The organism is Stenotrophomonas indicatrix, from assembly GCF_002750975.1.
Taxonomy (GTDB): domain Bacteria; phylum Pseudomonadota; class Gammaproteobacteria; order Xanthomonadales; family Xanthomonadaceae; genus Stenotrophomonas; species Stenotrophomonas indicatrix.
The window spans coordinates 202,011-227,428 of sequence record NZ_PEJS01000002.1 but is presented as its reverse complement, the minus strand read 5'-3'; the positions used below and the strand labels follow the sequence as shown (position 1 = coordinate 227,428).

Annotated in this window: 24 protein-coding genes; 7 read left to right on the top strand and 17 right to left on the bottom strand. The window is 68.0% G+C overall.

Features of this window, described 5'->3' with window-relative positions; all coding sequences use genetic code 11:
* Positions 1 to 52 precede the first annotated feature (52 nt).
* The gene (locus CR918_RS19985) at positions 53 to 484 is read right to left on the bottom strand and encodes a hypothetical protein (protein ID WP_025875935.1); all 432 of its coding nucleotides are present in this window, start codon (positions 482 to 484) and stop codon (positions 53 to 55) included.
* 32 nt (positions 485 to 516) lie between these two features.
* Positions 517 to 984 carry a YiiD C-terminal domain-containing protein gene (locus CR918_RS19980; protein WP_032951885.1) on the bottom strand — a complete coding sequence of 156 codons (468 nt, stop codon included), beginning with the start codon at positions 982 to 984 and terminating at the stop codon, positions 517 to 519.
* A 33-nt stretch (positions 985 to 1,017) separates the two neighbouring features.
* Here CR918_RS19980 and CR918_RS19975 point away from each other — a divergent pair, with 33 nt between their 5' ends.
* The 3 genes from CR918_RS19975 (at position 1,018) to CR918_RS19965 (ending at position 4,205) form a co-directional block, all read left to right on the top strand.
* Positions 1,018 to 1,806: a uroporphyrinogen-III synthase gene (locus CR918_RS19975; RefSeq protein WP_099844607.1), complete on the top strand. Its 789-nt coding sequence runs from the start codon at positions 1,018 to 1,020 to the stop codon at positions 1,804 to 1,806.
* A 104-nt stretch (positions 1,807 to 1,910) separates the two neighbouring features.
* Positions 1,911 to 2,891: a uroporphyrinogen-III C-methyltransferase gene (locus CR918_RS19970; protein WP_099844605.1), complete on the top strand. Its 981-nt coding sequence runs from the start codon at positions 1,911 to 1,913 to the stop codon at positions 2,889 to 2,891.
* 6 nt (positions 2,892 to 2,897) lie between these two features.
* The gene (locus tag CR918_RS19965; RefSeq protein ID WP_099844603.1) at positions 2,898 to 4,205 is read left to right on the top strand and encodes a heme biosynthesis HemY N-terminal domain-containing protein; all 1,308 of its coding nucleotides are present in this window, start codon (positions 2,898 to 2,900) and stop codon (positions 4,203 to 4,205) included.
* Between the two features lie 123 nt (positions 4,206 to 4,328).
* Here CR918_RS19965 and CR918_RS19960 read toward each other — a convergent pair whose 3' ends face one another.
* On the bottom strand, positions 4,329 to 5,624 hold the full coding sequence (locus tag CR918_RS19960; RefSeq protein ID WP_088100805.1) for an acetyl-CoA C-acetyltransferase: 1,296 nt from the start codon (positions 5,622 to 5,624) through the stop codon (positions 4,329 to 4,331).
* A gap of 93 nt (positions 5,625 to 5,717) precedes the next feature.
* On the opposite strand from CR918_RS19960, the gene CR918_RS19955 reads away from it, so the two are divergent.
* Positions 5,718 to 6,605 carry a hypothetical protein gene (locus CR918_RS19955; RefSeq protein WP_025875947.1) on the top strand — a complete coding sequence of 296 codons (888 nt, stop codon included), beginning with the start codon at positions 5,718 to 5,720 and terminating at the stop codon, positions 6,603 to 6,605.
* Between the two features lie 115 nt (positions 6,606 to 6,720).
* Here the strand turns inward: CR918_RS19955 and CR918_RS19950 are convergent, their stop codons facing one another.
* The 11 genes from CR918_RS19950 to glnA all read right to left on the bottom strand — a co-directional run bounded on the left by CR918_RS19950 (position 6,721) and on the right by glnA (position 18,995).
* Positions 6,721 to 7,353: a superoxide dismutase family protein gene (locus CR918_RS19950; protein ID WP_099844601.1), complete on the bottom strand. Its 633-nt coding sequence runs from the start codon at positions 7,351 to 7,353 to the stop codon at positions 6,721 to 6,723.
* A gap of 33 nt (positions 7,354 to 7,386) precedes the next feature.
* Positions 7,387 to 7,956 (bottom strand): superoxide dismutase family protein, encoded by a 570-nt coding sequence (locus tag CR918_RS19945; RefSeq protein ID WP_099844599.1) that lies wholly within the window; start codon positions 7,954 to 7,956, stop codon positions 7,387 to 7,389.
* Positions 7,957 to 8,049: 93 nt separating this feature from the next.
* On the bottom strand, positions 8,050 to 9,498 hold the full coding sequence (gene ntrC, locus CR918_RS19940) for a nitrogen regulation protein NR(I) (protein WP_099844597.1): 1,449 nt from the start codon (positions 9,496 to 9,498) through the stop codon (positions 8,050 to 8,052).
* On the bottom strand, positions 9,491 to 10,552 hold the full coding sequence (locus tag CR918_RS19935; RefSeq protein WP_033832857.1) for a two-component system sensor histidine kinase NtrB: 1,062 nt from the start codon (positions 10,550 to 10,552) through the stop codon (positions 9,491 to 9,493). Before CR918_RS19935 ends, ntrC begins: the two co-directional genes overlap by 8 nt.
* 107 nt (positions 10,553 to 10,659) lie before the next feature.
* The gene (locus CR918_RS19930; RefSeq protein ID WP_099844595.1) at positions 10,660 to 12,705 is read right to left on the bottom strand and encodes a TonB-dependent receptor; all 2,046 of its coding nucleotides are present in this window, start codon (positions 12,703 to 12,705) and stop codon (positions 10,660 to 10,662) included.
* 83 nt (positions 12,706 to 12,788) lie between these two features.
* Positions 12,789 to 13,091 carry a hypothetical protein gene (locus tag CR918_RS19925; protein ID WP_033832709.1) on the bottom strand — a complete coding sequence of 101 codons (303 nt, stop codon included), beginning with the start codon at positions 13,089 to 13,091 and terminating at the stop codon, positions 12,789 to 12,791.
* Between the two features lie 109 nt (positions 13,092 to 13,200).
* A complete protein-coding gene (mltA, locus tag CR918_RS19920) occupies positions 13,201 to 14,355 on the bottom strand; it encodes a murein transglycosylase A (RefSeq protein WP_099844593.1) in 1,155 nt (384 codons plus the stop codon).
* A gap of 116 nt (positions 14,356 to 14,471) precedes the next feature.
* The gene (locus CR918_RS19915; RefSeq protein WP_099844591.1) at positions 14,472 to 15,218 is read right to left on the bottom strand and encodes an N-acetylmuramoyl-L-alanine amidase; all 747 of its coding nucleotides are present in this window, start codon (positions 15,216 to 15,218) and stop codon (positions 14,472 to 14,474) included.
* A gap of 228 nt (positions 15,219 to 15,446) precedes the next feature.
* Entirely contained in the window at positions 15,447 to 16,877 is a 1,431-nt protein-coding gene (locus CR918_RS19910; RefSeq protein ID WP_033832704.1) for an ammonium transporter, read from the bottom strand.
* Between the two features lie 22 nt (positions 16,878 to 16,899).
* Entirely contained in the window at positions 16,900 to 17,238 is a 339-nt protein-coding gene (locus tag CR918_RS19905; RefSeq protein ID WP_004134334.1) for a P-II family nitrogen regulator, read from the bottom strand.
* 347 nt (positions 17,239 to 17,585) lie between these two features.
* Positions 17,586 to 18,995, bottom strand: coding sequence for a type I glutamate--ammonia ligase (glnA, locus tag CR918_RS19900; RefSeq protein ID WP_059063220.1), 1,410 nt, complete (start codon positions 18,993 to 18,995; stop codon positions 17,586 to 17,588).
* Between the two features lie 219 nt (positions 18,996 to 19,214).
* On the opposite strand from glnA, the gene CR918_RS19895 reads away from it, so the two are divergent.
* From CR918_RS19895 to CR918_RS19885, 3 genes are all read left to right on the top strand, one after another.
* Complete coding sequence (locus CR918_RS19895; RefSeq protein ID WP_033832703.1) at positions 19,215 to 20,009, top strand: undecaprenyl-diphosphate phosphatase; 795 nt, start codon at positions 19,215 to 19,217, stop codon at positions 20,007 to 20,009.
* A 73-nt stretch (positions 20,010 to 20,082) separates the two neighbouring features.
* Positions 20,083 to 20,910, top strand: a complete 828-nt coding sequence (locus CR918_RS19890; protein WP_025875974.1) for an META and DUF4377 domain-containing protein — start codon at positions 20,083 to 20,085, stop codon at positions 20,908 to 20,910.
* 129 nt (positions 20,911 to 21,039) lie between these two features.
* On the top strand, positions 21,040 to 21,516 hold the full coding sequence (locus CR918_RS19885) for an META domain-containing protein (protein ID WP_099844589.1): 477 nt from the start codon (positions 21,040 to 21,042) through the stop codon (positions 21,514 to 21,516).
* Between the two features lie 110 nt (positions 21,517 to 21,626).
* On the opposite strand, the gene CR918_RS19880 is transcribed toward CR918_RS19885, so the two are convergent.
* Genes CR918_RS19880 through CR918_RS19870 form a run of 3 tightly spaced genes read right to left on the bottom strand, consistent with a single transcriptional unit; the run spans position 21,627 to position 25,418 of the window.
* Positions 21,627 to 22,238 (bottom strand): YbhB/YbcL family Raf kinase inhibitor-like protein, encoded by a 612-nt coding sequence (locus CR918_RS19880; protein WP_099844587.1) that lies wholly within the window; start codon positions 22,236 to 22,238, stop codon positions 21,627 to 21,629.
* 10 nt (positions 22,239 to 22,248) lie between these two features.
* Positions 22,249 to 24,327, bottom strand: a complete 2,079-nt coding sequence (locus CR918_RS19875; RefSeq protein ID WP_025875980.1) for a tetratricopeptide repeat protein — start codon at positions 24,325 to 24,327, stop codon at positions 22,249 to 22,251.
* Between the two features lie 56 nt (positions 24,328 to 24,383).
* Complete coding sequence (locus tag CR918_RS19870; RefSeq protein WP_025875982.1) at positions 24,384 to 25,418, bottom strand: YheT family hydrolase; 1,035 nt, start codon at positions 25,416 to 25,418, stop codon at positions 24,384 to 24,386.

Genomic DNA, 25,418 nt, shown 5'->3' with positions numbered 1-25,418 from the left:
TCACGGGTCGATTAAGCGGGCGCCGATTGTCGCACAAGCCGGGAGCGCCCCGTCACTGCCCCTGCCAGAGGTCCGGCAGGCCCGCACTCTGCCACCAGCGCTTGGCTTCCGGATCCCAGCGCCAGCGCTCGGTCACCACCACGGTGCGCTCGGCCTGGGTGTTCTGGTTGATCACCCCGATTTCGACCCGGCGCTCGACCTGGCCGCCTTCCAGCGATGCGCTGCTGCGCTCGCGGTAGGACGACACGCGCAGCTGCGCATAGCGGTTGAGCTCGAACTCGGTCGGCGGCTTGGACTTGCGCAGCTGCGGGTCCAGATAGGCGATGGCGTCGTCCATGCTGCCCCAGCGGATGGTGGCACCGTAGGCGATCTGGGTCTCTTCCAGCAGCTTGCGCTGCTTGCGGCTGAGGTCGTCGGCGGCAGCGCCGGCGGCGGCGCTGAGCAGCAGCAGGGAACACAGGAGGATCTGGATGAGGCGGCGCATCGGTGGGTTCCGCAGGGCGTCAGCCTGCCATCCTACCCTTTGGCGAAGGCAACGAAGCGACCGCTGAATTCGGCCGCGGCCTTGCCGTCGGCACCGGGCTGGGTGGCGACAATGCTGATGCGGGCCTTGCCGCGCTGGCGGAAGGTGGCCAGGAAGGTCTCCCAGGCGCCGCTTCCGGCCGCTTCGGCATGGGCATGCAGGTCTTCATAGACCGGTGCCAGGTAGCGCAGGTTGCTGTCGGCCACGTAGACCTCGGCGTCGTGGCCGGCCAGGCGCAGGCGCAGGCTGACCAGCGCCCAGCCGGACAGGGTCAGCACCGAGGCCAGGCTGCCACCGAACGCATTGCCCTTGTCATTGACGTTGGCCACCAGCGGCGCGGTGATGCGCAGCACGCCGTCGGCATAGCCATCCAGGCGGATCTGCATCGCGCGGACCGCCGGCATGCAGTCCAGCACGTCCTGCAGGGCAGCCAGCGAAGAGGTCAGGGCATCAACAGCCATCAGCAGCAACCACGACAACGAAGGGCCCGCATAATGACGGTAATGGCCAACCATACGATACCCACTGGCTGGACCCTGATCTCGCTGCGCCCGCAGGGCCAGCAGGCGGCGCTGCGCCATGCCGCAGCAGGGCTGGGAGGCCGTACCGTCGCGCTTTCGCCCTGGCGGCTGCAGCGTGTGCAGGGCAGCGCCGCGCGCCAGCAACTGCAACGGGCGCTGACCAGCGATCGGGTGGTGTTCACCAGCCCGGCGGCCGTGGCCGCAGCGGCCAGCCTGCTACCGCTGGCGGCGGCGCAGCGCAGCCCGTGGCTGACGGTGGGCGAAGGCACGGCGCGTGCCCTGCTGGCCCATGGCGTCGCTGACGTCCATGCGCCCCAGCGGATGGACAGTGAGGGCCTGCTGGCGATGCCGGTGCTGGGCGATGTGCGGGGCATGCAGATCGGGCTGGTGACCGCACCGGGAGGCCGGGGCCTGATTGCCGCTGAGTTGCAGGCCGCGGGCGCGCAGATCACCCGCGCTGATGTCTACCGACGGCTGCCGCTGCGCTTGTCGCGGCGCATGCTGGCGCGTTTGGCCCGTTCTCCAACGCCTTGGCTGCTGGCCATCAGCAGTGGCGAGGCATTGCAGCGTTTCTGGCAGCAGCTGCCTGCGCACTGGCAGCAGCGGCTGCGGGCGAACGCGATCGCGCTGGTGGCCAGCGACCGGCTGGGCGCGCAGGCGCAGGCCCTGGGGCTGACCCGGGTGGTGCGCAGCGAGGGCCCTACGAGCGTTCAGTTGATGGCCGCTGCACACACTGCGCTCACCGGCCCGGCAGCGACCTGAACAGGCGCCCGGCAGCGGCTTGCCGGTGTCGTCGGCAACAGTGATGCTGTGCACAACGCTGCCTGCCGGATCTGTTCCGGCATTGCCGCCGACAAGGAAGCCCGATGAACGACACTCTGCCGCCCGCTCCATCGCCCCATCGCCCCATGCGCTGGCTGCTGCCGCTTGCCGTGCTGGCGGTGCTGGGCGCGGGCGGCTATGCCGGCTACCACTATTGGCAGAAGCAGCAGAGCGACCAGCTGGCGCAGGCGCAGACCACCGCCGTGCAGCTGAAGGGGCTGGAGGCTACGGTCGAGGCCCTGCGCCGCGACCAGCGCGCTGCCAGCCAGCGCTTGCAGGATGCGGCCACCACCAACCGGGTGCTGCGCGACGAAGTGCTGGGCCTGTCGCAACGCAGTGCCCTGCTGGAAGAAAACCTGGCCAAGCTGGCCGACAGCGCCAACCAGGGCCGCCAGGCCGTGCAGCGCGATGAGGCCGAACTGCTGCTGACCCAGGCCGCACAGCGGCTGGCCTTCGCCGATGACGTGGAAGGCTCACGCCGGCTGTATGCGCTGGCCGCCACTGCGTTGGCCGATCTGCCCGACAGCGACGGCCTGAACCTGCGCCAGGCCCTGGTGCAGGAACGCAACGCGCTGGATGCGTTGGGCGCTGGCCCGCGCGTGCTGTCACTGCAACGCCTGGACGCGTTGGGCAAGGCCCTGCAGGGCCTGCCTTCGCAGATCGCGCAGACGCCGGCCAACAACACCGCAAAACCGTGGTGGCAGGCCGCGCTGGCGCCCTTCGTGGATATCACCCCGAGCCGCCTGAACGGCCCGCTGACGTCGGCCGAGCGCACCACCATCGATACGGCGCTGCAGCTGGAACTGACCCTGGCCCGCGCAGCGATCGAGCGCGGCGACGGCAAAGGCCGCGATGCCGCGCTGAACAGAATCGATCACTGGGCGCAGCGGCGCTGGCCGGATTCACCGGACCTGCGCGCGCAACGTGCTGAACTCCATGCCCTGCGCTCGCTGCCATTGCAGGCCGATGACACCGTGCTTGGCAGCACCCTGCAACAACTGCGTACCCAGACCGACCGGAGGTAAGCCCGTATGAAACCCCTGCAATCACTGGTCGTGCTGTTGCTGGCAGTGGCCATTGGCGTAGTTGCCGCGCAATGGCTCGGCACCGATGACCTGAACCGCTACGGCGAAGTGACCCTGCGCTATGGCGGCTACGACTACCACAGCAACCTGCCGAAGGTAGCGCTGCTGTCGGTGATCGGCGTGCTGGTGCTGTGGCTGCTGTGGAGCCTGATCGCCGCACCGTTCCGTGCCTGGGGCCGCTACCGCCGCAAGCAGGGCCGGGTGCGCCTGATCGATGGTCTGCTGGCCTATGAGCATGGCCAGTGGCAGCGCGCCGAGAAGCTGCTGGATGGCGCCGCCAAGGATCCGGAAGTGAGCGGAGTTGCCCTGGCCAATGCCGTGCGCAGCGCGCAGGTGCGGGCCGACGCCCCCGCTGCCGAGGCGCTGCTGCAGCGCCTGGGCGAAAGCGATGCGACTTTGCAGGCACTGCTGCGTGCCGAGCAGCTGTTGGCCAACGATCTGCCGGTGGATGCGATCAACGCATTGGATGTGGCGGCGATCCAGCCGCTGCCGCCGCGTGGTCTGTGGCTGCGTACCGAAGCGCTGGCACGTGCCGGCCGCGCGCACGAGGCTTACGGCCAGCTGGGCGCACTGCGCCAGACCAAGGTGCTGCCGGCCGAGGCCAGCAGCGAGCTGGAAGCACGCCTGGCCGCGCAGGCACTGCTGGAAGCGGGCGACGTCAACGCCCTGGCTGCGCAGTGGGAAGCCACGCCGAAGGCGCTGCGACCGACACCGGACGTGGTTGCTGCCTACGCCACCCGTGCGGTTGCACTGGACTGGGACGAACCGGCACTGCTGGCGCTTGAGCAGGCGCTGGACCACCGCTGGGATGACGAACTGGTGGCCGTGTATGGCCGTCTGCCGGCCGAACGTCTGGCCACGCGCCAGGCCAACCTGCAGCGCTGGCGCAACGTGCACGACGACTCGGCCGCCCTGCGCCTGGCCCAGGGCCGCATCGCGCTGGCGCAGCAACAGTGGGACGCGGCCGATGCGTTCCTGCATGAAGCCATCGCCGCGGGTGCCGGTGCCCCTGCATGGGAAGCGCTGGGCGAAGCCTTCGCGCAACGTGGCGAACACGTGCTGGCCGCGCAGTGCCTGGCCAACGCGCTGCGCCTGCAGCGTGGCGAAGACAGCGTGGCGCTGGTGCGTGCACCGGCAGCGGTGGCTGACCCGCCGCTGCATGCGACCGTCGAGGAGCAGTCGATTGCACCGCTGCCGCCGGTGTACGACGCCAATGAAGACCGCGACGCGTTCGGCAACCCGCGGTTGCCCTAACCCGCTTCGGTAGACGCCAACCTTGGTTGGCGTGTGAGCCCGCCGGAATAACAGAAACGCCGCCCATCGGGCGGCGTTTTCAATTCCAACGTTGCCGGCCAGCGGCCGGCACTACCGTGGCGTTCAACGTTCGACGATCGCCACCACGCCCATGCCGCCGGCGGTGCAGATCGACACCAGCGCACGGCCACCGCCGCGCTCGGCCAGCTGCTTGGCCGCCGTGGCGATCACGCGCGCACCGGTGGCGGCGAACGGGTGACCGGTGGCCAGCGACGAACCCAGCAGGTTGATCTTGTCCGGGTCGATGCGGCCCATCGGCGCATCCAGGCCGAGGCGGTTGCGGCAGTAATCCTCGCTCTCCCACGCACGCAGGGTGCACAGCACCTGTGCGGCGAAGGCTTCGTGGATCTCGTAGATGTCGAAGTCCTGCAGGGTCAGGCCGTTGCGCTTGAGCATCTCCGGCACGGCCACGGTCGGCGCCATCAACAGGCCTTCGCCGTGCACGAAATCGACGGCCGACACGTGTGCGTCGCGCAGGTAGGCCTGCGGCTCGTGGCCATGCGCGCGCGCCCACTCTTCGCTGGCCAGCAGCACGGCGGCGGCGCCATCGGTCAGCGGGGTGGAGTTGGCTGCGGTCAGGGTGCCACGGCCGGATACCTTGTCGAAGGCCGGCTTCAGCGTGGCCAGCTTCTCCAGCGAGGTGTCGGCACGCAGGATGTTGTCGCGCTCGACGCCGCGGAACGGTGCGATCAGGTCATTGAAGAAGCCGCGCTCATAGGCTGCGGCCAGCTTCTTGTGCGAAGACACCGCCCACTCGTCCTGCGAGTCGCGCGAGATGTTCCACTCCTTGGCCATGTCCTCGCAGTGGTCGCCCATGCTCTTGCCGGTACGCGGCTCGGCCACGCCCGGAAACTCCGGCTTGAGCTCGGCGAACTTGAAGCCGGAGGTCAGTGCGCGGATCTTGTCACCGGTGCTCTTGGCACGGTTGGCCGCCAGCAGGCGCGCGCGCAGCTTCTTGCCGTACACGATCGGCACGTCGGACGTGGTGTCCGAACCACCGCCGATGCCGGACTCGATCTGGCCCAGGGCGATCTTGTTGGCAACGGTGATGATGCTGTCCAGCGAGGTGCCGCAGGCGCGCTGCAGGGTGATGCCGGGGGTCAACGGCGACAGGCCCGAGGACAGCGTGGCTTCGCGACCCAGGTTCCAGTCGCTGGAGTGCTTGATGACCGCACCCATCGCCACTTCGCCCAGCTGCTGGCCGTGCAGGCCGAAGCGCTCGACCAGCGCTCCCAGCGTACGCACCGACATGCCGAGGTTGCCGACATCCGAATACGCGGTGTTCTGCCGGCAGAACGGAATGCGGACGCCACCGAGGATGGCGACGGGACGAGCGTTGGGCATGGAGATACCTGGCATGGATGAGGGTGTCTGCAACATGGCCTGCACGACAGAGCAGGCATAATGGGGCCAAGTGTAGCTGCCGCCCTGTGATGGGCCAACCGTGGAACCATGAGCAAACCCGACCCTGCGATGAATGCCCTTGGCGTGCTGGCCCTGGAACTGGCCGGCGGCGAAATCCCCCGCCAGGCGGTGCTCAGCGCTGAACAGGCCGGTGAACTGGCCGAACGCGTCGGCCGCGACCTGTCCAAGCTGGTGCCACAGGTGGCCGAGCTGGACTTGGTGTTCGCCGCCGCCCATTTCGATCCGGCCGAAGTGCTTCGCCCGGGCTGGCCGATCCATCGCCGCCTGGAAGAGCTGCAGATGCGCGCGCCCGGTAGCAACCAGGGCCCGCGCGTGCTGGCCTTCGGCGCCGATGCCAGCGGTGATGTGCCGCTGCCGTTCCAGGCCGACGCTACCCTGGTAGGCGGTGGCCTGCGGGTGGTGCCGTTCCTGCTGACCGGTACCGACGTGGCCACCACGACAGCCGTGGCCGATGCCCTGGAAGAGGTGCTGCTGGCCAATGGCATGGCCCATGCCGATACCGCGCTGATGGCACAGAACACGTTCGGTGCACGCGTGGAGCACGCACGCTATTTCACCGTGAACGATCTGGCCGCGATGATGTCGATGCAGTACGACAACCAGGGACTGGCCGCGCTGTGGCCGCTGATTGAAACCGCGATCATGGCCCCGGGCCAGGACGAGTGGCTGAGTGACGCACCCGAGCCGTTGCTGCGCTATACGCAGGGCGAAGCGCGCATGGCGCTGTTCGACCCGGCCGGCTGGTGCGCGCATTACAACCACGGCAAGGGCGACTGCGAGCGCCTGCAGGGCATCTACGAGCAGTTCCTGATGCGCCAGCGGCAGATGGCCGCGGTGCTGGAAGCGCACGGTGTGCCGGTGCTGTTCGTGCATTGCGAAGCCGGCCAGGACGCACGCGAGCTGCTGGCGCGCTGACGTCCAGGTAATGCCGCCGGGCATGGCCCGGCGCTACCCACGGAATACGGTAGCGCCGGGCCATGCCCGGCAGATCAACTGAAAAACGCCGGCTTGCGCCGGCGTTTTCGTTTTCTTACGGTGCCTTCTTGATCACCGCGCACGCCAGTCGCGCGCCGGCGTTGCCGGTCGGCTGGGTCTTGTAGTCGTCCGCGTCGGCGTGGACGATCAGGCCGCGGCCGATGATGTCGAAGTCATCACCCTTGCCGATGTTGACGTTGCTCGACACCGGACCATCAATGGTGGCTACGCCCTTGTCGTCGGCCTTGATGTTGGGCATGTCACCACCGTGGTGCGGATCAGTGGCCACGTTGCCGTGGTCCTGCTTGCCCGGATTGAAGTGGCCGCCGGCGCTCATACCGTCCGGCGCGCTGCAGTCACCCTTCTCGTGGATATGGAAGCCGTGCTCGCTGCCCGGCTTCAGGCCACTGATCTGGCCGGACGCATGCACCTTGCCGTCGACCAGCTTGAAGGTGATCGACCCCTTGGTTTCATTGCCCTGGGTCGGTGCCAGTTCGGCAGTGGCCGAGGCATCGGTTGCCGGGGCCGCTGCGGTAGCCGGTGCAGTGGCCGGATCGGCCGGTGCTGCCGAACCTTCGGCCGGGGTGGTGGCCGGAGCTTCGGCTGCCGGCGCTGCCGGCTGCTGGTTGCAGGCGGCAAGGCCCAGTGCAGCGATGGCCGCGAACAGCGAAGTGTGGATCAGACGCATGGAAACTCTCCTTGGGAAATGCCGGTGGTGTGATCAGCGGGTTACCCGGATCACGCCGCAGGCGATGCGGACGCCGGCATTGCCGGCGGGCTGGCTGCGATAGTCGTCGGCCCTGGCATGCACGACCAGTGCACGCCTGGCGATATCCGTGGCGGCGCCTCCGCCCAGGGTAACGCCCTTCAGATGCACATCGACGTTGGCACGGCCCTGCGCGTCGGCCTGCAGGTTGTCGATGTCGCCCAGGTGGTGCTTGCCGCTGCCGGCACGACCGTGCGCGACGCCGGCGGGATTGAAGTGGTTGCCGGCGCTGCTGGCGTCCACCGCGCTGCAGTCACCGCGCTCATGGATGTGGAAACCGGCCTGCTGCATCGGCTGCAGGCCGCCGACCAGGCCGGTCAAGTGCACGCCACCGCTTTCGGTCTTCAGCACCAGACGGCCGCTGACGATGCTGGCCGAGGCTGGCGCCAGGTTGGCTTCGGCCAGCTGGGCCACCGGCGTGGTGACCACCGGCGGCGGTGTGGGCTGCGGCTTCTTCGGTGCGCTGCCACAGGCAGACAGGAGCACGGCAGCGGACAGCGGCAGAAGGGCGAAGGACAAACGCATCGAGGACTCCTTGCAGGTAACACTACGGACGGCATCGTCCATGGAGGATCAACAGTTCGGCAAGCGGGTGCGAGGATCGCGTGCAGGCACCGTTCAATGGCCGCCGCGGCGGCGACCGGCGCCCAGCTTGCGGGTAAGCGTATTGCGGCCGAGGCCCAGGCGCGCGGCGGCTTCGGCGCGACGACCGTGGGTGATCTGCAGGGCGGCCTCCAACAAGGCGTGGTCGACCCGTTCGCGCACCTGCGCGTGCAGGCCCTCGGTGCCCTCGGCCAGCTGCCGGCGTGCCCATTCGGACAGCATCGCTTCCCATTGGCCCGGGTCACCGGCGGCCGCGCTGCTGCGCCGGCTGCGGGTGCGGTTGAGCGCGGTATCAACATCAGCCACACCGATGGTATCGGCGGCGGCCAGTGCGGCCATGCGCCAGCACACGTTTTCCAGTTCGCGGACGTTGCCCGGCCAGTCGTGCTCGCGCAGCGCCTGCAGGGCGGCGGCGGTCAGCCGCTTGGGCGGCGTATCGAGCCTGCGCGCGGCAGCCGCCAGGAACGTGGTAGCCAGTTGCGCGATGTCCTCGCGGCGCTCGCGCAGCGGCGGCAGCTGCAGGCGCACCACGTCCAGGCGGTGCAGCAGATCGGCTCGGAATTTTCCCTGCGCGACCAGTCCTTCCAGATCCTGGTGGGTGGCGGCGACCACGCGCACATCGACGCGGATCAGTTCGCGTCCGCCCACGCGGAAGAATTCGCCCTGGGCGAGCACGCGCAGCAGGCGCGTCTGCAACGGCAACGGCATGTCACCGATTTCATCGAGGAACAGGGTACCGCCGTTGGCCTGCTCGAAGCGGCCGATGTGGCGCCGCTGCGCGCCGGTGAACGCACCGGCCTCGTGGCCGAACAACTCGCTTTCCAGCAGCTCGGCGGGAATGGCGGCGGTGTTCAGCGCGACGAACGGATGCTGCGCACGCGGCGATTCGCGGTGCAGCGCGTTGGCCACCAGCTCCTTGCCAGTACCGGTTTCGCCGATGATCAGCACCGCCAATGGCGCCTGCGCGAGGCGGCCGATGGCGCGGAACAGCGCGCGCATCGGTGGCGTATCGCCCACCAGTTGCGGCGGCTGGTCGCTGGCGGCTTCTGCGGCGGGAGTCGGCGCGGCCATGGCCGGCGCCACCGCAGGCAGCACGCGCTGGGCCAGTGCCACCGCATCGTCCAGATCGAACGGCTTGGACAGGAACTCGTGCGCACCGCCGCGGAACGCACCGGCTGTACTGGCGACGTCGGTGTAGGCCGACATCACCACCACCGGCAGCTGCGGCAGCGCGGCCTTCAGCTTGTCCAGCAGCACCAGGCCATCGTCGCCGGGCATGCGCACGTCGGTGAACAGCAGCGCAGGCGGCGGGCTATCAGCCAGCGCCTGCAGTGCGGGGGCGGCGCTGTCGAAGTCGACCACCTGGTAGCCGGCCTCGCGCAGCGCGGTGCACAGCACGAAGCGCACGGCGCGATCATCGTCGACCACCCAGATGCACGGCGGGGACGCGGAAGACTCAGACATCGCGCGGGGCCTCCTCGGCGGCGGCGGTGCCGTTGCCGATCGGCAGCAGCAGGGTGAATACGGTATGGCCCGGGCGCGACCGGTAGGTCAGCGTGCCGCGATGCTCGCGCGCGACCTGCTGGGCCAGCGCCAGGCCCAGGCCGGTGCCTTCGGCGCGACCACTGACCAGGGGCAGGAACAGGTGTTCGGCCAGTTCTTCGGGTACGCCACGGCCGTCGTCGGCGATTTCCAGCCGCAACGCCAGGGTGTGCAGCTGCTCGGCGATGCGCACACCGTGTTCAACGCGGGTGCGCAGGGTGATGTTGCCGGCACCGGCCTGGATGGCATTGCGCACCAGGTTCCATACCGCCTGGGTGAGGCGGTCGGCGTCGCCATCGAATTCGGGGATGCTGGGGTCGTAGTCGCGCTGCAGGCGCACCGCCCAGCCGGCCTCGTTCTCGGCCAGGCGCAGCACCCGCTCCAACGCGGCGTGGATGTTCAGCGCCGCATGTGGCGCGGCGGGTGCTGGTGACAGCAGCTGCTCGAGCAGGCCATTGAGGCGCTCGATCTCCGAGCCGATCAGGTCGATCAGCTCGCGTTCGCTGGCATCGCGCTGTGCCGCGCGGCGGGCCAGCAGCTGTGCGGCGCCCTTCAGCCCGGCCAGCGGATTGCGCAGTTCGTGCGCCAGGCCCTTCAGCGCTGCGCTGAGCGCGCTGGGCAGGGCCTGAGTCGGGTCGAGCCCGGGGAACTCATCGACCGGATGCGCCTCCAGCAGCCAGCCGCCATCGTCGCGGCGGCTCATCCAGCCTTCGGCAAAACGCGCGGCTTCGCCCGGCAGCGCCAACGCCAGCCGGTTCAGGCGCAAGCTGTCGCGCTCGTCGCGTGCCAGGAAATGGGCCAGCGCCTCACCCTGCACTTCCAGCGCGGCCAACGGCTGGCCGAGCAGGCGCCGGCCGCTGACGCCCAGCCAGCGCGCGAAGGCCGGGTTGCAGCCGGCGATGCGGCCATCGGGCCCGGCCCAGGCCAGCGGCGTGCCGAGGGCATCGAGGGACGGCGGGGGCGCGGGGTCGGACATTGCACCAATGTAGTGCAAAACGTGGGTGTGGGGTCAGAGCCCTTTCCGTCAGGAAAGGGCGCTGACCCCTGCAGGTCGAGCAAGCTCGACCACTACCGGCTTTGCGGTTACAGCTTCATGTTGAGGCCGACGAAGACCGCGCGGCCCGGGGCGGGCGAGAACATCGGCCGGGCGCTGTCCCAGAAGAAGCTGTCGTACCACGCGTAGGCATACTCGCGGCCGGTCACGTTCTTCAGCTGCAGGTCCACGCTCCAGGCCGGGGTGATCTGATACTTCGCGCTGAGGTCGAGCACGGCGAAGCCGCCGAACTTGCCGGTGGCGTTGCGCTCTTCCAGGTAGTAATCGCCCTGCGCGCGTGCCTGCAGGCCCAGCTGCAGAGCATCGCTGGCCTGGTAGTCCAGGCCGAGGTTGCTGATGTGGCGCGGGGTGGCGGCCACTTCGCGTCCCTGCAGGGTCACGCCGGCGGCGCGGTCGTCACGGGTGATCTTCGCCTCCTGATAGGCATGCGAGGCCCACAGCGTCCACGCGTCACCCAGCTGCGCGCTGATCTGCGCATCCACGCCGCGGCGGCGGGTCTTGCCCAGCGTGACCGTGGTGCCGGTGGCCGGCATGTTGGACACTTCGTTTTCCGCGTCCTGCTGCCATACCGCCAGCCGGGCCTGGCTGCCGACGAAGGGCTGGAATTTCAGGCCCAGCTCCATGCCGGTGTTGGTGGAGGGCTGCATCGGTGCCTGCCCCGGGGTGAGGTAGGCCGGCGCGGTGGAACCGGTCAGCACCTGGAAGGTACGGCCCCAGTTGGCGTAGATGTGCGTGTGCTCACCCAGGCTGTGAATGACACTCAGTTTGGGCTGGCCGATGCTGCCGTAGTCCTGCAGGCGGCCGGTGGCGCCGCTCATCAGCCGGGTGCGGCCGCTGAAACGGTCCACACGGTAGGCCGGCACGATCTTCCATGCGTCGGCTGGCTGGTAGATGGCCTGCACGTAAGCGCCCCAGTTGTCGAAGCTGTGGCGGTCGTTGTTCTGCACGCGTGCCGGTGTCTGGCTGAAATCGGTGGGCTCGGCGTAGGCGTAGCGCTCGCGACGGTAGCCGTTGTCCTGCTGCTCGTAGTTCAGCCCGCCTTCCACGGTAAGCATGGGGCTGGCCTGCCAGGTGAGCGTGCCGAGCAGGCCTGCCTGGCGCTCGTCCCAGACACGACGCTGGCGCGGCAGGTTACCGCTGGGCAGGTCACTGAAGGTCACACGACGGTCGTCTTCATAGCGGTTGTAGTACAGCCGCGTGCCGAAGGTCACCGCGTCGGACAGCTTCATGTCCAGGTGCGCGGCGAACTGACGCATGTCGCGGTCATCGCCGTCATTGGCGTTGCGCAGGTCGCTGCGGCGGCGGCCCGCATGCAGCTCTTCCGCGGTCATGAAACCGGGTTCGTCGGCCTGGTGATGGTAGGCGCGCGCGGTCAGACCGATGCGCAGCCCCTCCTCCAGCGAACCGAAGAACCACTTGCCGCCCAGTGCGTATTTCTTCGAGCTGTCGTGGTCGCGGTAACCGTCGCTGGCCTGGGTGCCGACGAAGTAGTTCTGCGCGAAGCCGTCGGCTTCGCGGCCCACCGCCAGCTGCACATCGCGGGTGTTGTAGCTGCCATAGGCCAGCCGCGCGTCGGTGTAGGTGCCGCCCTGGCGCGTGCCGAAGTTCACGTTGCCGCCGATGTTGTGCAGGCCGTAGCGCGGATCGTTGGTACCGCGCACCACTTCGATGTAGCTGATTTCCAGCGGGAACAGCATGTCGATGAAGCGCTGGTTGCCGCTGTTGACGTTGCTGGGGATGCCGTCGATCAGCGTCTTGATGGCATTGAGGTAGCCTTCGCCGTTGAAGGCGCGGAAGCTGACCTTGCCCGACTCGGCGCCCTGCCGGGTTTCAGTCAGCTGGATGCCGGGCATCTGCCCGAGCAGTTCCCAGCTGTGCGACACGTTGCGGCTTTCGATCTGGTCCGCGCCCAGCACGTCCACCGAGGTCAGCACCTGGTGTGCGCTCAGCTGCCCCTCGCTGTGCTGGTGCACATCGACCTTGCCCAGGGTGAGCGCGGCGTCGGCGGACTGGGCGAATGCTTCAGGGGCGAACGGGGCGGCCGCGAGCGCGGCCACCAGCGTGGGAGTCTTCATCAGGGGGCGGGCGGGAGGTTGGAAATGAAACTTTATAACATTTCGATTCCGCCAGCCATCCGATGACTGCAGCTCCCTCGACCTTAGACGGGGTAGCCGGTGGCTTCCCGGGCCTTCTTCCAGGCAATTTCAAACTCGCGCGCGCTGATCTCGTCGTCTTCGTCGAAGTCCATGAACGACACCGGCTGGTCGGCCAGCACGAAGCGGTCATCGCTCTGGCCGGTTTCATCGGCCCACACGACCTTGGCCCCGTAGATTTCCACCTGGCGCACGATCTTCTCGCCACGGGCTTCCATCAGCACGTTGCCCTTGCCCAGGCCCGATTCGGCCCAGTGCTTGTAGTACTTCTTCGTGTTGGATTTTGCGTTGTTCTTTGCGTATTTCATTGCATGGGTCCTGGCCGCATGCGCGACCGGAAAGTTCGGAATGGCGCCATTATCAGGCATATGAGGGTCAGATCCCTTTCCTGCGGAGAGGGATCTGACCCCTGCTGACTTACTGCGGCAACGCCACACCCTTCGGCCACAGCAGCCACAGGTTGCCCTGCTGCTTCATGTCGCCGGCCAGCTTGCCGGCGGCATCGCCGCTGCCCCAGTACAGATCGGCACGTACCTCGCCGGCAATGGCGCCACCGGTGTCCTGCGCGGCCACCGGGCGTACCACCGGCGTGCCGTCCGGGCGCGTGGTGGACAGCCACAGCAGGCTGCCCAGCGGCACCACGGTGCGATCCACCGCCACGCTGTAGCCGGCGGTCAGCGGCACGTTCAACGAACCACGCGGACCTTCCGGGCTGTCCGCGCTGCGCACGAAGAACACGTAGCTGGGATTGCTGCGCAGCAGTTCCGGTACGCGCGTCGGATGTGCCTTCGCCCACGCGCGGATCGCGTCCATGGTGACGTCTTCCTTCTTCAGCTCGCCCTGCTCCACCAGCCAGCGGCCGATCGCGCGATAGGGATGGCCGTTCTGTTCGGCATAGGCCAGCCGCACCTGCTTGCCATCGGCCAGGCGCACCCGCCCCGAACCCTGGATCTGCAGCAGCTGCAGGTCCATCGGATCGGTCAGCCAGGCCAGCACCGGCGCCTTGGCCCCCTTGCTGGCGATGCTGCCGGCATCGTCGTAGGGCTTGAGCACCTTGCCCTCCACGCGACCGCGCAGGCGCTTGCCCTTCAGTTCGGGATAGACGCTGTCCAGCTGCACCACCACCAGATCATCGGGTGTGCCGTACACCGGCACGGTGGCGGTGTCGGTGCGGGTGAGGCTGCCCGGATAGATGGGCTCGTAATAGCCGGTGATCAGGCCGTCGGCGCGATGGCCGCCGGCGCGCAGGGAATAGACATCGAGATCGCGCTGCAGGAATGCGCGGATCGCGCTGGCGTCCTTGTCGGACACGGTGTTGGCGGTCGCGCAGGGCTTGGCCCAGGTCGCATCGTTCTTCAGGCGGGTGCAGCTGCTGCGCCAAGCGGCGAAGCCGGCCTGCAGGTCGGTATCGGTCACGGCCGGGAGAGCCTTCCAGTCGACCTTGGCGTAGGTGGCGGCAGCGGGCTTGGCAGCGGCCGGCGCTTCGGGACGGGTGCCGGTGGTGGCGCAGCTGGCAAGCAGGGCAACGGCCAAGAAGGTGAGGAGCGCGCGCGGCGACGTAACAGTGATCATCGTGGCAATGTAGTGGGGCCGATGGTGGCGCGGCAACCTTGGGTAGCGCCGGGCCATGCCCGGCGAGAAGCGGATCCCGGACGGTGCGCTCGCCGGGCATGGCCCGGCGCTACCGGCTACGGGGTCTGCAGCAACAGCGAATGCAGGATGCGCGCGTCTTCCGCGTCGAGGGCTTTCGGCAGGGTGTCGCTGCCACGGAAACGGCGGTGGAACGCGGCGACGGCGGCCTCGCGGTTGTCCAGCGGATAACCAAAGCGCGCCAGCGCGGCCCATGCATCGAAGCCTTCCGGCGCAGCCCCATCGGCAGCGCGCGGCCACACGCCAAAACCGGCCTGCGCCAGTTGCTGCCACGGGAAGAAGCGGCTGGGATCTTCCTTGCGCGTCGGTGCCAGGTCGGCGTGGCCGATCACCTGCCGCGGCGGAATATTCAGCCGTTCGGTGAGGTCGCGCAGCAGCACGATCAGCGATTCGATCTGCGCGGGGCTGAAAGGCGCACGACCGTTATTGTCCAGCTCGATGCCGATGGACGCGGAGTTCAGATCGGTGATGGTGCCCCAGCGCCCGGAACCGGCGTGCCAGGCGCGGCGTTCATCGGCCACCAGCTGGTAGCGATGGCCATCGGCGCCGATCAGGTAATGCGCACTGACCCGCCCGCCGCTGTTGGCGGTACGCAGCGTGTGCAGGCTCTGCTGCACCGATTTCTGCTCGGTGTGGTGGATGACGATGATGACCGGCGTGCGCGCGTTCTGGTTCGGCGACGGCACCCAGGTGGCAAGCGGGTTGCGGGTTTCCTGCGGCGTGGAAGCACAGGCGGCCAGCAGCAGGCAGGCCGAGAGCATCAGGGAAGTGCGGATCGGGTGCATGGCCCGATTGTGCGCGATAAGCCCGGACGATGCAGTAGAGCCACGCCATGCGTGGCTGGATCACCGACCGTGCCGACCAACGGTCGGCACCCACCAGAGCAGGAGTAGTCCAGCGCAGGAGCAGTGCCAAGCAAGCTTGGCAACTACCAGAGCAGATGCAGTGCCGACCAACGGTCGGCACCCACCATGTTGATGCCAGGCGGCCCCTTGGGGGCCACCTGTCATGCATCAGGCCTCGTAGGCCGATTCACCATGCGAGGTCACATCCAGGCCGGTACGCTCGGCCTCCTCGGTGACCCGCAGGCCGACCACCACCTTGACCAGCAGCAGGATGGCTGCGGTCACCACGGCCGACCACAGCACGGTGAGGCCGACGCTGACCACCTGCACCCACACCTGGTGGCCGATATCCAGATCGGCCTTGGTGCCGCCCAGCGACTGCGCGCTGAACACACCGGTGAGGATCGCACCGACGATGCCGCCCACGCCATGCACACCGAACACGTCGGCGGTGTCGTCCACCTTCAGCAGGCGCTTGAGGCCGGTCACGCCCCACACGCAGACCACGCCGGCAACCAGGCCGATGACGATCGCGCCGAGCGGGCCGACGGTGCCGCATGCCGGGGTGATGCCAACCAGGCCTGCCACCGCACCCGAGGCCGCGCCCAGTGCCGACGGCTTGCCCTTGCTGATCGCTTCCACCAGCGTCCAGCCCAGCACCGCTGCAGCAGTCGCCAGCACAGTGTTGAGGAAGGCCAGCGAGGCGACGGTGTCGGCGGCGGCGGCAGAACCGGCATTGAAGCCGAACCAGCCGACCCACAGCAGCATCGCGCCGATATAGGTGAACGGCACGTTGTGCGGCTTCAACGCGGTCTGCCCGTAGCCCAGCCGCTTGCCGACGAACCATGCAGCCACCAGACCGGCCACGCCGGCGTTGATGTGCACCACGGTGCCACCAGCGAAATCGATCGCGCCCAGTTCGCCGAGGTAGCCGCCGCCCCAGACGATGTGCGCCATCGGGATGTAGCTGAGGGTGAACCACAGCGCCGAGAACAGCAGCACCGCGCGGAACTTGATGCGCTCGGCGAAGGCACCGACGATCAGCGCGGTGGTGATGCCGGCGAAGGTCGACTGGAAGGCGACGAACAGGTAGTCCGGCAATCCCTTGATCGGCGTGTTGCCCACCGACTCCGGGGTGAAGCCCTTGAGGAAGGCGAATTCGGTGAACGAGCCGAAGAACGGATTGCCGGCGCTGAACACTGCGCTGTAGCCATAGGCCACCCACAACAGCAGCACCAGCGAGAACACCACCAGGATCTGGCTGAGCACCGACAGCACGTTCTTCGAACGCACCAGGCCGCCGTAGAACAGGGCCAGGCCCGGTACCACCATCAGCAGCACCAGCAGGGTGGAGGTGAGCATCCAGGCGACGTCGCCATGGTCATAGGCGGGCGCGGCCACCGCTTCGGCAGCCGCCGGCGCAGCGGCGGTCGGGTCCTGCAAGGGCTCGACGGCCACGGCCTCGCTCTGCAGCGGCGTGACCTGGGCCTGGGCATGTGCACTGCCTGGCCAGACACCGGCGGCCAGCGCACTGAACAGCATCAGCAGGCACACCAGATGGAACCGGGCTTGCCACCCGGTGAGAAGGCGCATCTTCATGGGGGAGTCTCCGGAAGGGGGCTTACAGCGCGTCGGCGCCAATTTCGCCGGTGCGGATGCGGATGACCTGCTCGACAGCGGTCACGAAGATCTTGCCGTCGCCGATCTTGCCGGTGCCTGCAGACGACTGGATCGCTTCGATCACTGCGTCGGCACGTTCGTCGGTGACCACGGTTTCGATCTTGATCTTGGGCAGGAAGTCGACAACGTACTCGGCACCGCGATACAGCTCGGTGTGGCCCTTCTGGCGGCCGAAGCCTTTCACTTCGGTCACGGTGATGCCCGACACGCCGGCATCGGACAGGGCCTCGCGGACCTCGTCGAGCTTGAACGGTCGGATGATGGCGGAGATCAGTTTCATGCGCATGTCCCGATGGTGGATGGGGCCAGCGCGCGAACGCGCGATGGCATCAGGCAACCACGGGCCATCGTGGTGATGGCCGTGGCTGTTGCACCGGACACGAACCGGGCCGGGACAGCCGTGCCTCTCTCCTTGCACGGCCGACGCGGGAGGGAGGGCGGCCCATGTCGCGTGTCCGGTCTCTCTCTTGCCCCTGGATCTGCGGGCCAAGGGCCCGCGTTTCCAATGCAGCGGACCAACGGCCCGCTCTACCACGGCGGGCCGGAGCCCGCCCTGCGGCTCCCCAGCCGCAAAGACGGATGCGATGGCGGCGGGTGGGAGGGGGTACCCACCGCCATCGCAGCCGGTCAGCTGGCGTAGTACAGCTGGTATTCCAGCGGGTGGGTCGCCGCGCGGAACTTGGTCACTTCCTGCATCTTCAGCGCGATGTAACCGTCGATGAAGTCATCGCTCATCACGCCACCGGCCTTGAGGAACTCGCGGTCCTTGTCCAGCGCTTCCAGCGCCTGGTCCAGCGAGGAGCAGACCTGCGGGATCAGCTTCTCTTCTTCCGGCGGCAGGTCGTACAGATCCTTGTCGCTCGGTGCGCCCGGGTCGATCTGGTTCTTGATGCCGTCCAGGCCGGCCATCATCAGCGCGGTGAAGGTCAGGTAGCCCGACTGGATCGGATCGGGGAAGCGCATTTCAATGCGGCGCGCCTTCGGGTTGGACACCCACGGAATGCGGCACGAGGCCGAACGGTTGCGCGCCGAGTAGGCCAGCATCACCGGGGCTTCGTAGCCCGGCACCAGGCGCTTGTAGCTGTTGGTGCCCGAGTTGGCGAAGGCGTTGATGGCCTTGGCGTGCTTGAAGATGCCGCCGATGTACCACAGTGCCAGCTGGCTCAGGCCGCCGTAGCCGTCACCGGAGAACAGGTTGGTGCCGCCCTTGGACAGCGACTGGTGCACGTGCATGCCGCTGCCGTTGTCGCCGACGATCGGCTTGGGCATGAAGGTGACGGTCTTGCCGTTGCGGTGGGCGACGTTCTTGATGACGTACTTCATCCGCAGCAGTTCGTCGGCCTTCTGCACCAGGGTGCTGAACTTGGTGCCGATCTCGCACTGGCCGGCGGTGGCCACTTCGTGGTGCTGCACTTCCACTTCGATGCCGACCTGTTCCAAGGTCTTGCACATCTCCGCACGCAGGTCGTGCAGGGTGTCGGTCGGCGGAACGGGGAAGTAACCGCCCTTCACGCCCGGACGGTAGCCGCTGTTGGCGCCGTCGTACTTGGCGCCGCTGTTCCAGGCGGCTTCTTCCGAATCGACCTTGAAGAAGGTGTTGCCCATTTCATTGGCGAAACGGACCGAATCGAAGATGAAGAATTCCGGCTCCGGGCCGAAGAACGCGGTTTCGGCGATGCCCGAGGACTTCAGGTAGGCCTCGGCGCGCTTGGCGATGCCGCGCGGGCAGCGGCCGTACGGCTGCATGGTGGCCGGGTCGAGGATGTCGCAGCTGATCACGATGGTCGGATCGGCATAGAACGGGTCGACGTAGGCGCTGGCGGTATCGGGCAGCAGCACCATGTCCGATTCGTTGATGCCCTTCCAGCCGGCGATCGAGCTGCCATCGAACATCTTGCCTTCTTCGAACAGCGACGGCTCGATGATGCTGACCGGGAAGGTGACGTGCTGCTCGACGCCACGCATGTCGACGAAACGCAGATCGACGAACTCGATCTGGTTGTCCTTGATCAGCTTCTCAACGTTTTCCACGGACATCGGTACGACCTCGGATGGGAATGAATGCCTGCTGAGGTACAGCAACGACCGTGCCAACTTTTCGGCCTTCACAAGTTGTTGATTTCAAAGCGCCTGCCCCAGCGCGGTGCAGACGCGCATGCACCAAACGGGTGCGCGGATTACCGCACGCACCCGTTTGGTGCGGCATGGATCGTCTATTCTCTCGGGCTTCTTCCGCCGCCAGCGCCCGCACCGTCCATGTCCGACCTGCTCTCCGCCCTGCTGCTGGGCATCCTCGAAGGCTTGACCGAATTCCTGCCGATCTCCAGCACCGGCCACCTGCTGATCGCCCAGCACTGGCTGGGCGCGCGATCGGACTTCTTCAACATCATCATCCAGGCCGGTGCGATCCTGGCCGTGGTGCTGGTGTTCCGCCAGCGCCTGCTGCAGCTGGCCACCGGCTTCGGCCAGCGCGAGAACCGCGAGTACGTGTTCAAGCTCGGCGCGGCCTTCCTGGTAACCGCCGTGGTCGGCCTGGTGGTGCGCAAGGCCGGCTGGTCGCTGCCGGAAACCGTCAGCCCGGTGGCCTGGGCGCTGATCATCGGCGGCATCTGGATGCTGCTGGTGGAGGCCTATACCGCGCGCCTGCCCGATCGCGACCAGGTGACCTGGACGGTGGCCATCGGTGTTGGCCTGGCGCAGGTGCTGGCCGGCGTGTTCCCCGGTACCTCGCGCTCGGCCTCGGCGATCTTCCTGGCCATGCTGCTGGGCCTTAGCCGCCGCGCGGCCGCTGCCGAGTTCGTGTTCCTGGTCGGCATTCCCACCATGTTCGCCGCCAGCGCCTACACCTTCCTGGAACTGGCCAAGGAAGGGAACCTGGGCAGCGAGAACTGGACCGACGTTGGCGTGGCCTTCCTTGCCGCAGCCATCACCGGCTTCGTCGTAGTGAAGTGGTTGATGGGCTACATCAAGTCGCATCGCTTCACGGCGTTCGCGATTTACCGCATCGCCCTGGGCGCTGCATTGCTGCTGTGGTTGCCGTCCGGCAGCTGAACAGCGCCGGGGCACGGCAACCCCGTTGCCGGCCCCGGTCCGTTTCCCCCTCGGTTCCCCAAGGAGAATCACCATGAACCGCAAGCTCACCCTGCTCCTCCCGCTGGCCCTGCTGGCCGCCTGCAGCCAGACCCCTGCCCCGGCCGGTACCGGCGGTGACGATCTGGCCCCGGCCGCGGCCAAGGCCGGCGACCAGAAGGCGCTGGCACACCTGGATGCGCAGCGCCTGCAGAGCCAGCACTGGCTGCTGCAGCAGGCCACCGCGGCCGATGGCAAGCGCATCGATGCGCTGTTCGCCCGCGAAGACAAGCCGGTCACCCTGGACTTCGTTGATGGCCGCCTGTCGGTCAGCAACACCTGCAACCGCATGGGCGGCGGTTACACCCTGGCCGATGGCAAGCTGAGCGTGAGCGCGATGGCCTCGACCATGATGGCCTGCACCGACAAGGCGCTGATGGCGCTGGACGAAGCCGTCTCCAGCCGTCTGCAGGGCGAACTGAAGGCCGAACAGGATGCCAACGGCGTGCTGACCCTGACCACTGCCAAGGGCGACGTGCTGGTGTTCAACCCGGAACCGACCGCTGAAACGCGCTATGGCGGCGCCGGCGAAACCGTGTTCCTGGAAGTGGCTGCGAAGACCGAGAAGTGCTCGCACCCACTGATCCCGGATTACCAGTGCCTGCAGGTGCGCGAAGTGAAGTTCGACGACAAGGGCCTGAAGCAGGGCGAGCCGGGCAAGTTCGAGAACTTCTACGGCAACATCGAGGGTTACACCCACGAAGACGGCGTGCGCAACGTGGTGCGTGTGAAGCGCTACGAAGTGAAGAACCCGCCGGCCGATGCGCCGTCGCAGGCGTACGTGCTGGACATGGTGGTCGAGTCGGCCATCGAGAAGAAGTAATGCAGAAGGGCGGCCGCGAGGTCGCCCTTCTTCGTTGTGGGTAGGGCCGGCGGCTGCACACAGCTCAGGCGACCTGCGGAACATGCCGGCCAGCGGTCGGCACTACCCACATGCATCAGGGAGATCGGCATGAAACGGACGTACATGCTCGCACTGGCCTGGCTGGCCATCGGCATTGGAATTGGCATTGGCAGCAGTGCACACGCCGCCAGCACACCCACCACCGACCAGCTTGAAGCCCATCCGTGGCAGCTCACGCGCGCCACCGACGCGCAGGGCAAGCGTATCGACGCGTTGTTCGTCAGGGGCCGGGCGCCGTACACGCTGCGCTTCCAGCCCGGCTACATGAGCGAGTTGAACCTGTGCAACCAGGCCAGCAGTCATTACCACCTGCAGGACGACCGGCTGATCCTGGAGAGCGGCATCCGGACCACCGCGCTGTGCATCAATCCCAAGGTGGATGCGCAGGAACGGCGAGCCGAAACCCTGTTTCACGGTCGCGATACCGCACCCACCCTCGCGTTGGACGACACCGGTGCATTGGTCGTGCGCAATGCCAAGGGCGAAGTGCTGGTGTTCAAACCCGCGCCGCTGCCGGCGAAATGAAGAGGGCGGCCACTGGCCGCCCTTCTTCGCTGGTGGGTAGAGCCGGCCGCTGGCCGGCTGCCACGTACAGCGGATGCCGGCCAGCGGCCGGCACTACCCGAAGGCTGTTATCAGGCCAACGCCGGGTTCAATGTGTAGGTGCCGTGCAGCGCCGCTTCGGCCAGTACGTGGCCGTGCATTGCACGGTACGCATCGGCGGCGGTGAAGCGTTCCGGCAACGACAGCGTGGCCACATCCAGCGCAAACACGCGGAAGAAGTAGCGGTGCACGCGCTCGTCGTTGAACGGCGGGTACGGGCCGTCGTAGCCGAGGTAATCACCGGCCATGTCCGGATTGCCGGCGAACCAGCCGGTGAAATCATTCAGGCCCTGGCGGCTGCCGGCCGGGCCGGCCGGCGCGGTCTTGCCCTTCACCACGAAACCATCGCTGCAGCTGCCAGCGGCGATCTCCTGCACCGAAGCCGGAATGTCGGCCATCACCCAGTGCACGAAATCGCAGCGCGGCTGATCGCGCGGCACGCTCATGTCATCGCGGCCGACCGTTTCCGGCACCGTTGGCACGTCCGGGTCCACGCACACCAGCAGGAACGAGCGGGTGCCATCGGGCACGCCGCTCCAGGCCAGGTGCGGGTTGCGGTCGGGGGCGAAGCCGGCGGCATCGCCGGCGGCGAACTCACGGTCGATCGGCGCACCATTGGCCAGGCTGTGACTGCTCAGTTGCATCAAATGCTCCTCACTCTTCCGGGTAACCCAAGCGCACCGCGACCGGGGTGAGCTGGGCGAACGCGGCGCCCATCACGTCGCGATACCTGCGCCAGTGGCCGGCAGGCAGGCGCGGTGCGCCCAGTTGTGCGGCCGGCGGCATCGGACGCCCGAACACGCGGCCCAGCAGGTCGGCCATCGCGTGCGCATCGTTGCCGATGTCGTCGATGCGCAGCAGCACGTGCGGATACAGGTCTTCCTCGTGCAGCGCGGCGATCTGGGTCAGCGAACGCACCAGCCACTGGCTGGCTTCGGCCATCGAGGTCATCGCCAGCGGTGCGGCGGCGCCGTAGGCGATCCAGTCCAGCAGCATGTCGCGCGGGTCGCGCAGCACCAGCAGCAGGCGACCCTGCGGCAGCTGCGGGCGCAATGCCCACAACAGCGCGTTGTCCCACCACAGCAGCCAGTCGATCACGGTGTCACTTTCCAGGCCGCGGGCGGGCAGGTGCTCGCGCCAACGCTCGACCAGCCGTTCCGGGCTCAGCACGCCCGACGCCAGGTCCTGCAGCGTGTTGTAGTTCTGGAAGGCATCGTCCGGTGGCGTGGCGGTGTAACGATCACTGCGCAGTACCGGGCTGGCAGCGGCCAGGCCGGTTGCCACCCGCTCCACGCCCGAACCCGGAGCGCCCCACAGGAAGATCGGCGCCGAGCCGCTATCGCGCGTCGCTTCGTCGATGCTGGCCATCTCCGGCCAGCTCGGCGGTGCCTTGGCCTGCGGCGGCAGCGGCAGCCGCTGCGAAGCCTGGTCGGTCTGCAGTGCCATCCACGTACGCAGCGCTTCTTCCGGCTGCCCGGCGCGATCCTGGATCTCGCCCAGCCAGGTCCGCAGATCAGCGCGGTGTCCCTCCGGTGCCTGTGCGATCAGGGCCTGCACGCGCTCCACGGCGGCGGCCGGGTCACGCTGCAGCAGCCCCTCGACGCGACGGCTTTCACCGCTGACGCGGCCCGGTTCCAGGGTGGTGATGCGCTCGGCGATGGCTTCGCCCTGCTCATGCTCGCCGGCCATGTCATGCAGGCGCATGCGCGCTTCCAGCGCCGGCAGGTGGCCGGGCATCGCTGCCATCCAGCGCTCCACGACGGCTACGGCGCCGGCACTGCCGACGTCTTCCACGGCCAGTCGTGCCAGCCACAGGTCATGCAGCTGGTCATTGCTTTCCAGAGCGTCATCCAGGCGTGTGCGGGCTTCATCTTCGCGGCCCAGCCGCTGCCAGGACATCAGCAGCAGCTGCAGCACCTGGCGATCACCCTGCAGCGATTGCAGCAGCGGCAGCAGGTGCTCCAGCGCCTGCAGCGGCTGGCCACTGCGCAGTGCCAGTTCGCCGGCCAGGCGGCGCATCGGCGGCACGTCCAGCTCCGGCTCCTGCAGCGCCTGCTGCATTGCCTCGGCGGCGGCCTCCACGTTGCCCTGGCGCAAGGCCAGCTGCACCACCATGCCGTGCAGCGAGGACATCTTCGGGTTCAACGCCAGCACGCGACGGAACGCCTGCTCGGCAAACGCCAGCATGTCCTTGCCCAGATAGGCAAAGCCCAGCGCGTACAGCACGCGGGTATCGTCCGGCAGCGCCTGGCTGGCCGCCGACAGCAGGGCCAGCGCACGGTCGGCGTCGCCGCGGCGCAGCGCGACCATGCCATCGATGGTCAGCAGTTCCGGATGGTCCGGCTCCAGCCGCGAGGCCAGGGTCGACAGCCGCTGGGCCTCGTCGAAATCATTGCGGCCCACCGCCAGGTGCGCCTGCATCAGGTAAGCCGGGAAGGCGTTGGGGTCCAGCCCGGTGGTGCGCAGCAGGGCTTCATCGGCACCGTCGAACTGGCGCAGTGCCAGCAGCAGGCCGGCGTGCTGCAGGTGCAGCTGCGCATCATCGGGGGCCAGCTGCAGCGCCTGCTGCAACGCCTCCATCGCGGCCTCGGCCTGGCCCTGCTGCTGCAGCGCAAGCGCCAGCCAGCGGTGGGCCTCGGCCTTGCCGGGTTCGTCACGGGTCCACGCCTGGGCCAGCTGCACGGCCTGGCCGGCATCGTTCTGGCGCAACGCTTGGAGGATCTGGTCTTGCATGGCCGTCCGGTTCAAGGTCAAACCCGCATTGTAGCGGGCCGCGCGCCGGTGCCGGTTCAGCCCGGCAGGACCCGCCGCAGGCGCTGTGCGACCCAGCGCTCGGAGAACCCATCGCCGCGCCAGTTTTCCAGGAAGCCACAGTGGCCGCCCCAGCAGGCGGTTTCCAGCCGCGCCTGCTGCGGCAGCTGCCAATCGCGGAAGGTCGCGTAGGGGATCACCGGATCGTCCTGCGCCATCAGGATGTCAGCAGGTACCTGCAGCGTGGACAGGCGGTCGCCGGCGATGGAGTAGCCATCGAAATAGGCCTGCAACGAACCGAACGTGGTGTGCCGCTCGACCAGCCAGGCGGTCAGCGAACGGATGTCCATGTTCAGCACACGGTCGTCGCAGTCGCTCAGTTCGGGGAACAGATCGCGCTTGCGCCGCAGCGACCCGGCCCACTTGCGGCGGAAGTACCAGTCGTACATCGCCGGGCCGTTCTCGATGTTCTCCATGGTCAGCCCGGGGTCGAGCACCGGGCAGACCGCGGCCACGTGCTGCAGCGGTACACCGGCGGCCGGCGCGCGCAGGGCCAGCCGCAGCACGAAGTTGCCACCCAGCGAGTAGCCGGCTGCAACCAGCGGCAGATCGGGCCAGCGCTGGGCGACATCGCCTGCGGCGTGCACCACTTCGTCGATGAGGTTGGAGTGGAAGATGCCGGGATTGAGATGATGGGTGTTGCCGTGGTCGCGGAAATTCAGCCGCACCACGTCGAACCCCTGCTCCAGCATGCGGGCAGCGGCCATGCGCATGTAGCTGGATTCGGCGCTGCCCTCCCAGCCATGCAGCAGCAAGGCGATGCCGCGCGGTTCGCGCCCTTCGACATGGCTGTGCCAACCCTGCAGGCGCACACCTTCGCCACCATCGAGGATCAGCTCCTCGCTGACCGCGCCGGTGGCGGCCAGCAGCAGCAGGCCGCGCTGCAGGCGCATGCGGCTGGAGCTGAGCATCGACTGCAGGTGCGGATTGCGCAGCCAGCGCGGCGGCTGATAGTCGGACGCGGTGAGCATCGGCGCATCAGCGTCGAGGGTCGGTGGCGGAGACACGGCCAC

Bases quoted from the DNA above. Each gene is read 5' to 3' on its own strand.
- CR918_RS19880 (WP_099844587.1), bottom strand. From the start codon at position 22,238: ATGCAACTGAGCAGTCACAGCCTGGCCAATGGTGCGCCGATCGACCGT.
- CR918_RS19945 (WP_099844599.1), bottom strand. From the start codon at position 7,956: ATGCGTTTGTCCTTCGCCCTTCTGCCGCTGTCCGCTGCCGTGCTCCTG.
- CR918_RS19875 (WP_025875980.1), bottom strand. From the start codon at position 24,327: ATGCAAGACCAGATCCTCCAAGCGTTGCGCCAGAACGATGCCGGCCAG.
- CR918_RS19975 (WP_099844607.1), top strand. From the start codon at position 1,018: ATGACGGTAATGGCCAACCATACGATACCCACTGGCTGGACCCTGATC.
- glnA (WP_059063220.1), bottom strand. From the start codon at position 18,995: ATGTCCGTGGAAAACGTTGAGAAGCTGATCAAGGACAACCAGATCGAG.
- CR918_RS19910 (WP_033832704.1), bottom strand. From the start codon at position 16,877: ATGAAGATGCGCCTTCTCACCGGGTGGCAAGCCCGGTTCCATCTGGTG.
- mltA (WP_099844593.1), bottom strand. From the start codon at position 14,355: ATGATCACTGTTACGTCGCCGCGCGCGCTCCTCACCTTCTTGGCCGTT.
- CR918_RS19885 (WP_099844589.1), top strand. From the start codon at position 21,040: ATGAAACGGACGTACATGCTCGCACTGGCCTGGCTGGCCATCGGCATT.
- ntrC (WP_099844597.1), bottom strand. From the start codon at position 9,498: ATGTCTGAGTCTTCCGCGTCCCCGCCGTGCATCTGGGTGGTCGACGAT.
- CR918_RS19950 (WP_099844601.1), bottom strand. From the start codon at position 7,353: ATGCGTCTGATCCACACTTCGCTGTTCGCGGCCATCGCTGCACTGGGC.
- CR918_RS19915 (WP_099844591.1), bottom strand. From the start codon at position 15,218: ATGCACCCGATCCGCACTTCCCTGATGCTCTCGGCCTGCCTGCTGCTG.
- CR918_RS19925 (WP_033832709.1), bottom strand. From the start codon at position 13,091: ATGAAATACGCAAAGAACAACGCAAAATCCAACACGAAGAAGTACTAC.
- CR918_RS19905 (WP_004134334.1), bottom strand. From the start codon at position 17,238: ATGAAACTGATCTCCGCCATCATCCGACCGTTCAAGCTCGACGAGGTC.
- CR918_RS19985 (WP_025875935.1), bottom strand. From the start codon at position 484: ATGCGCCGCCTCATCCAGATCCTCCTGTGTTCCCTGCTGCTGCTCAGC.
- CR918_RS19970 (WP_099844605.1), top strand. From the start codon at position 1,911: ATGAACGACACTCTGCCGCCCGCTCCATCGCCCCATCGCCCCATGCGC.
- CR918_RS19960 (WP_088100805.1), bottom strand. From the start codon at position 5,624: ATGCCAGGTATCTCCATGCCCAACGCTCGTCCCGTCGCCATCCTCGGT.
- CR918_RS19930 (WP_099844595.1), bottom strand. From the start codon at position 12,705: ATGAAGACTCCCACGCTGGTGGCCGCGCTCGCGGCCGCCCCGTTCGCC.
- CR918_RS19895 (WP_033832703.1), top strand. From the start codon at position 19,215: ATGTCCGACCTGCTCTCCGCCCTGCTGCTGGGCATCCTCGAAGGCTTG.
- CR918_RS19980 (WP_032951885.1), bottom strand. From the start codon at position 984: ATGGCTGTTGATGCCCTGACCTCTTCGCTGGCTGCCCTGCAGGACGTG.
- CR918_RS19965 (WP_099844603.1), top strand. From the start codon at position 2,898: ATGAAACCCCTGCAATCACTGGTCGTGCTGTTGCTGGCAGTGGCCATT.
- CR918_RS19890 (WP_025875974.1), top strand. From the start codon at position 20,083: ATGAACCGCAAGCTCACCCTGCTCCTCCCGCTGGCCCTGCTGGCCGCC.
- CR918_RS19935 (WP_033832857.1), bottom strand. From the start codon at position 10,552: ATGTCCGACCCCGCGCCCCCGCCGTCCCTCGATGCCCTCGGCACGCCG.
- CR918_RS19955 (WP_025875947.1), top strand. From the start codon at position 5,718: ATGAGCAAACCCGACCCTGCGATGAATGCCCTTGGCGTGCTGGCCCTG.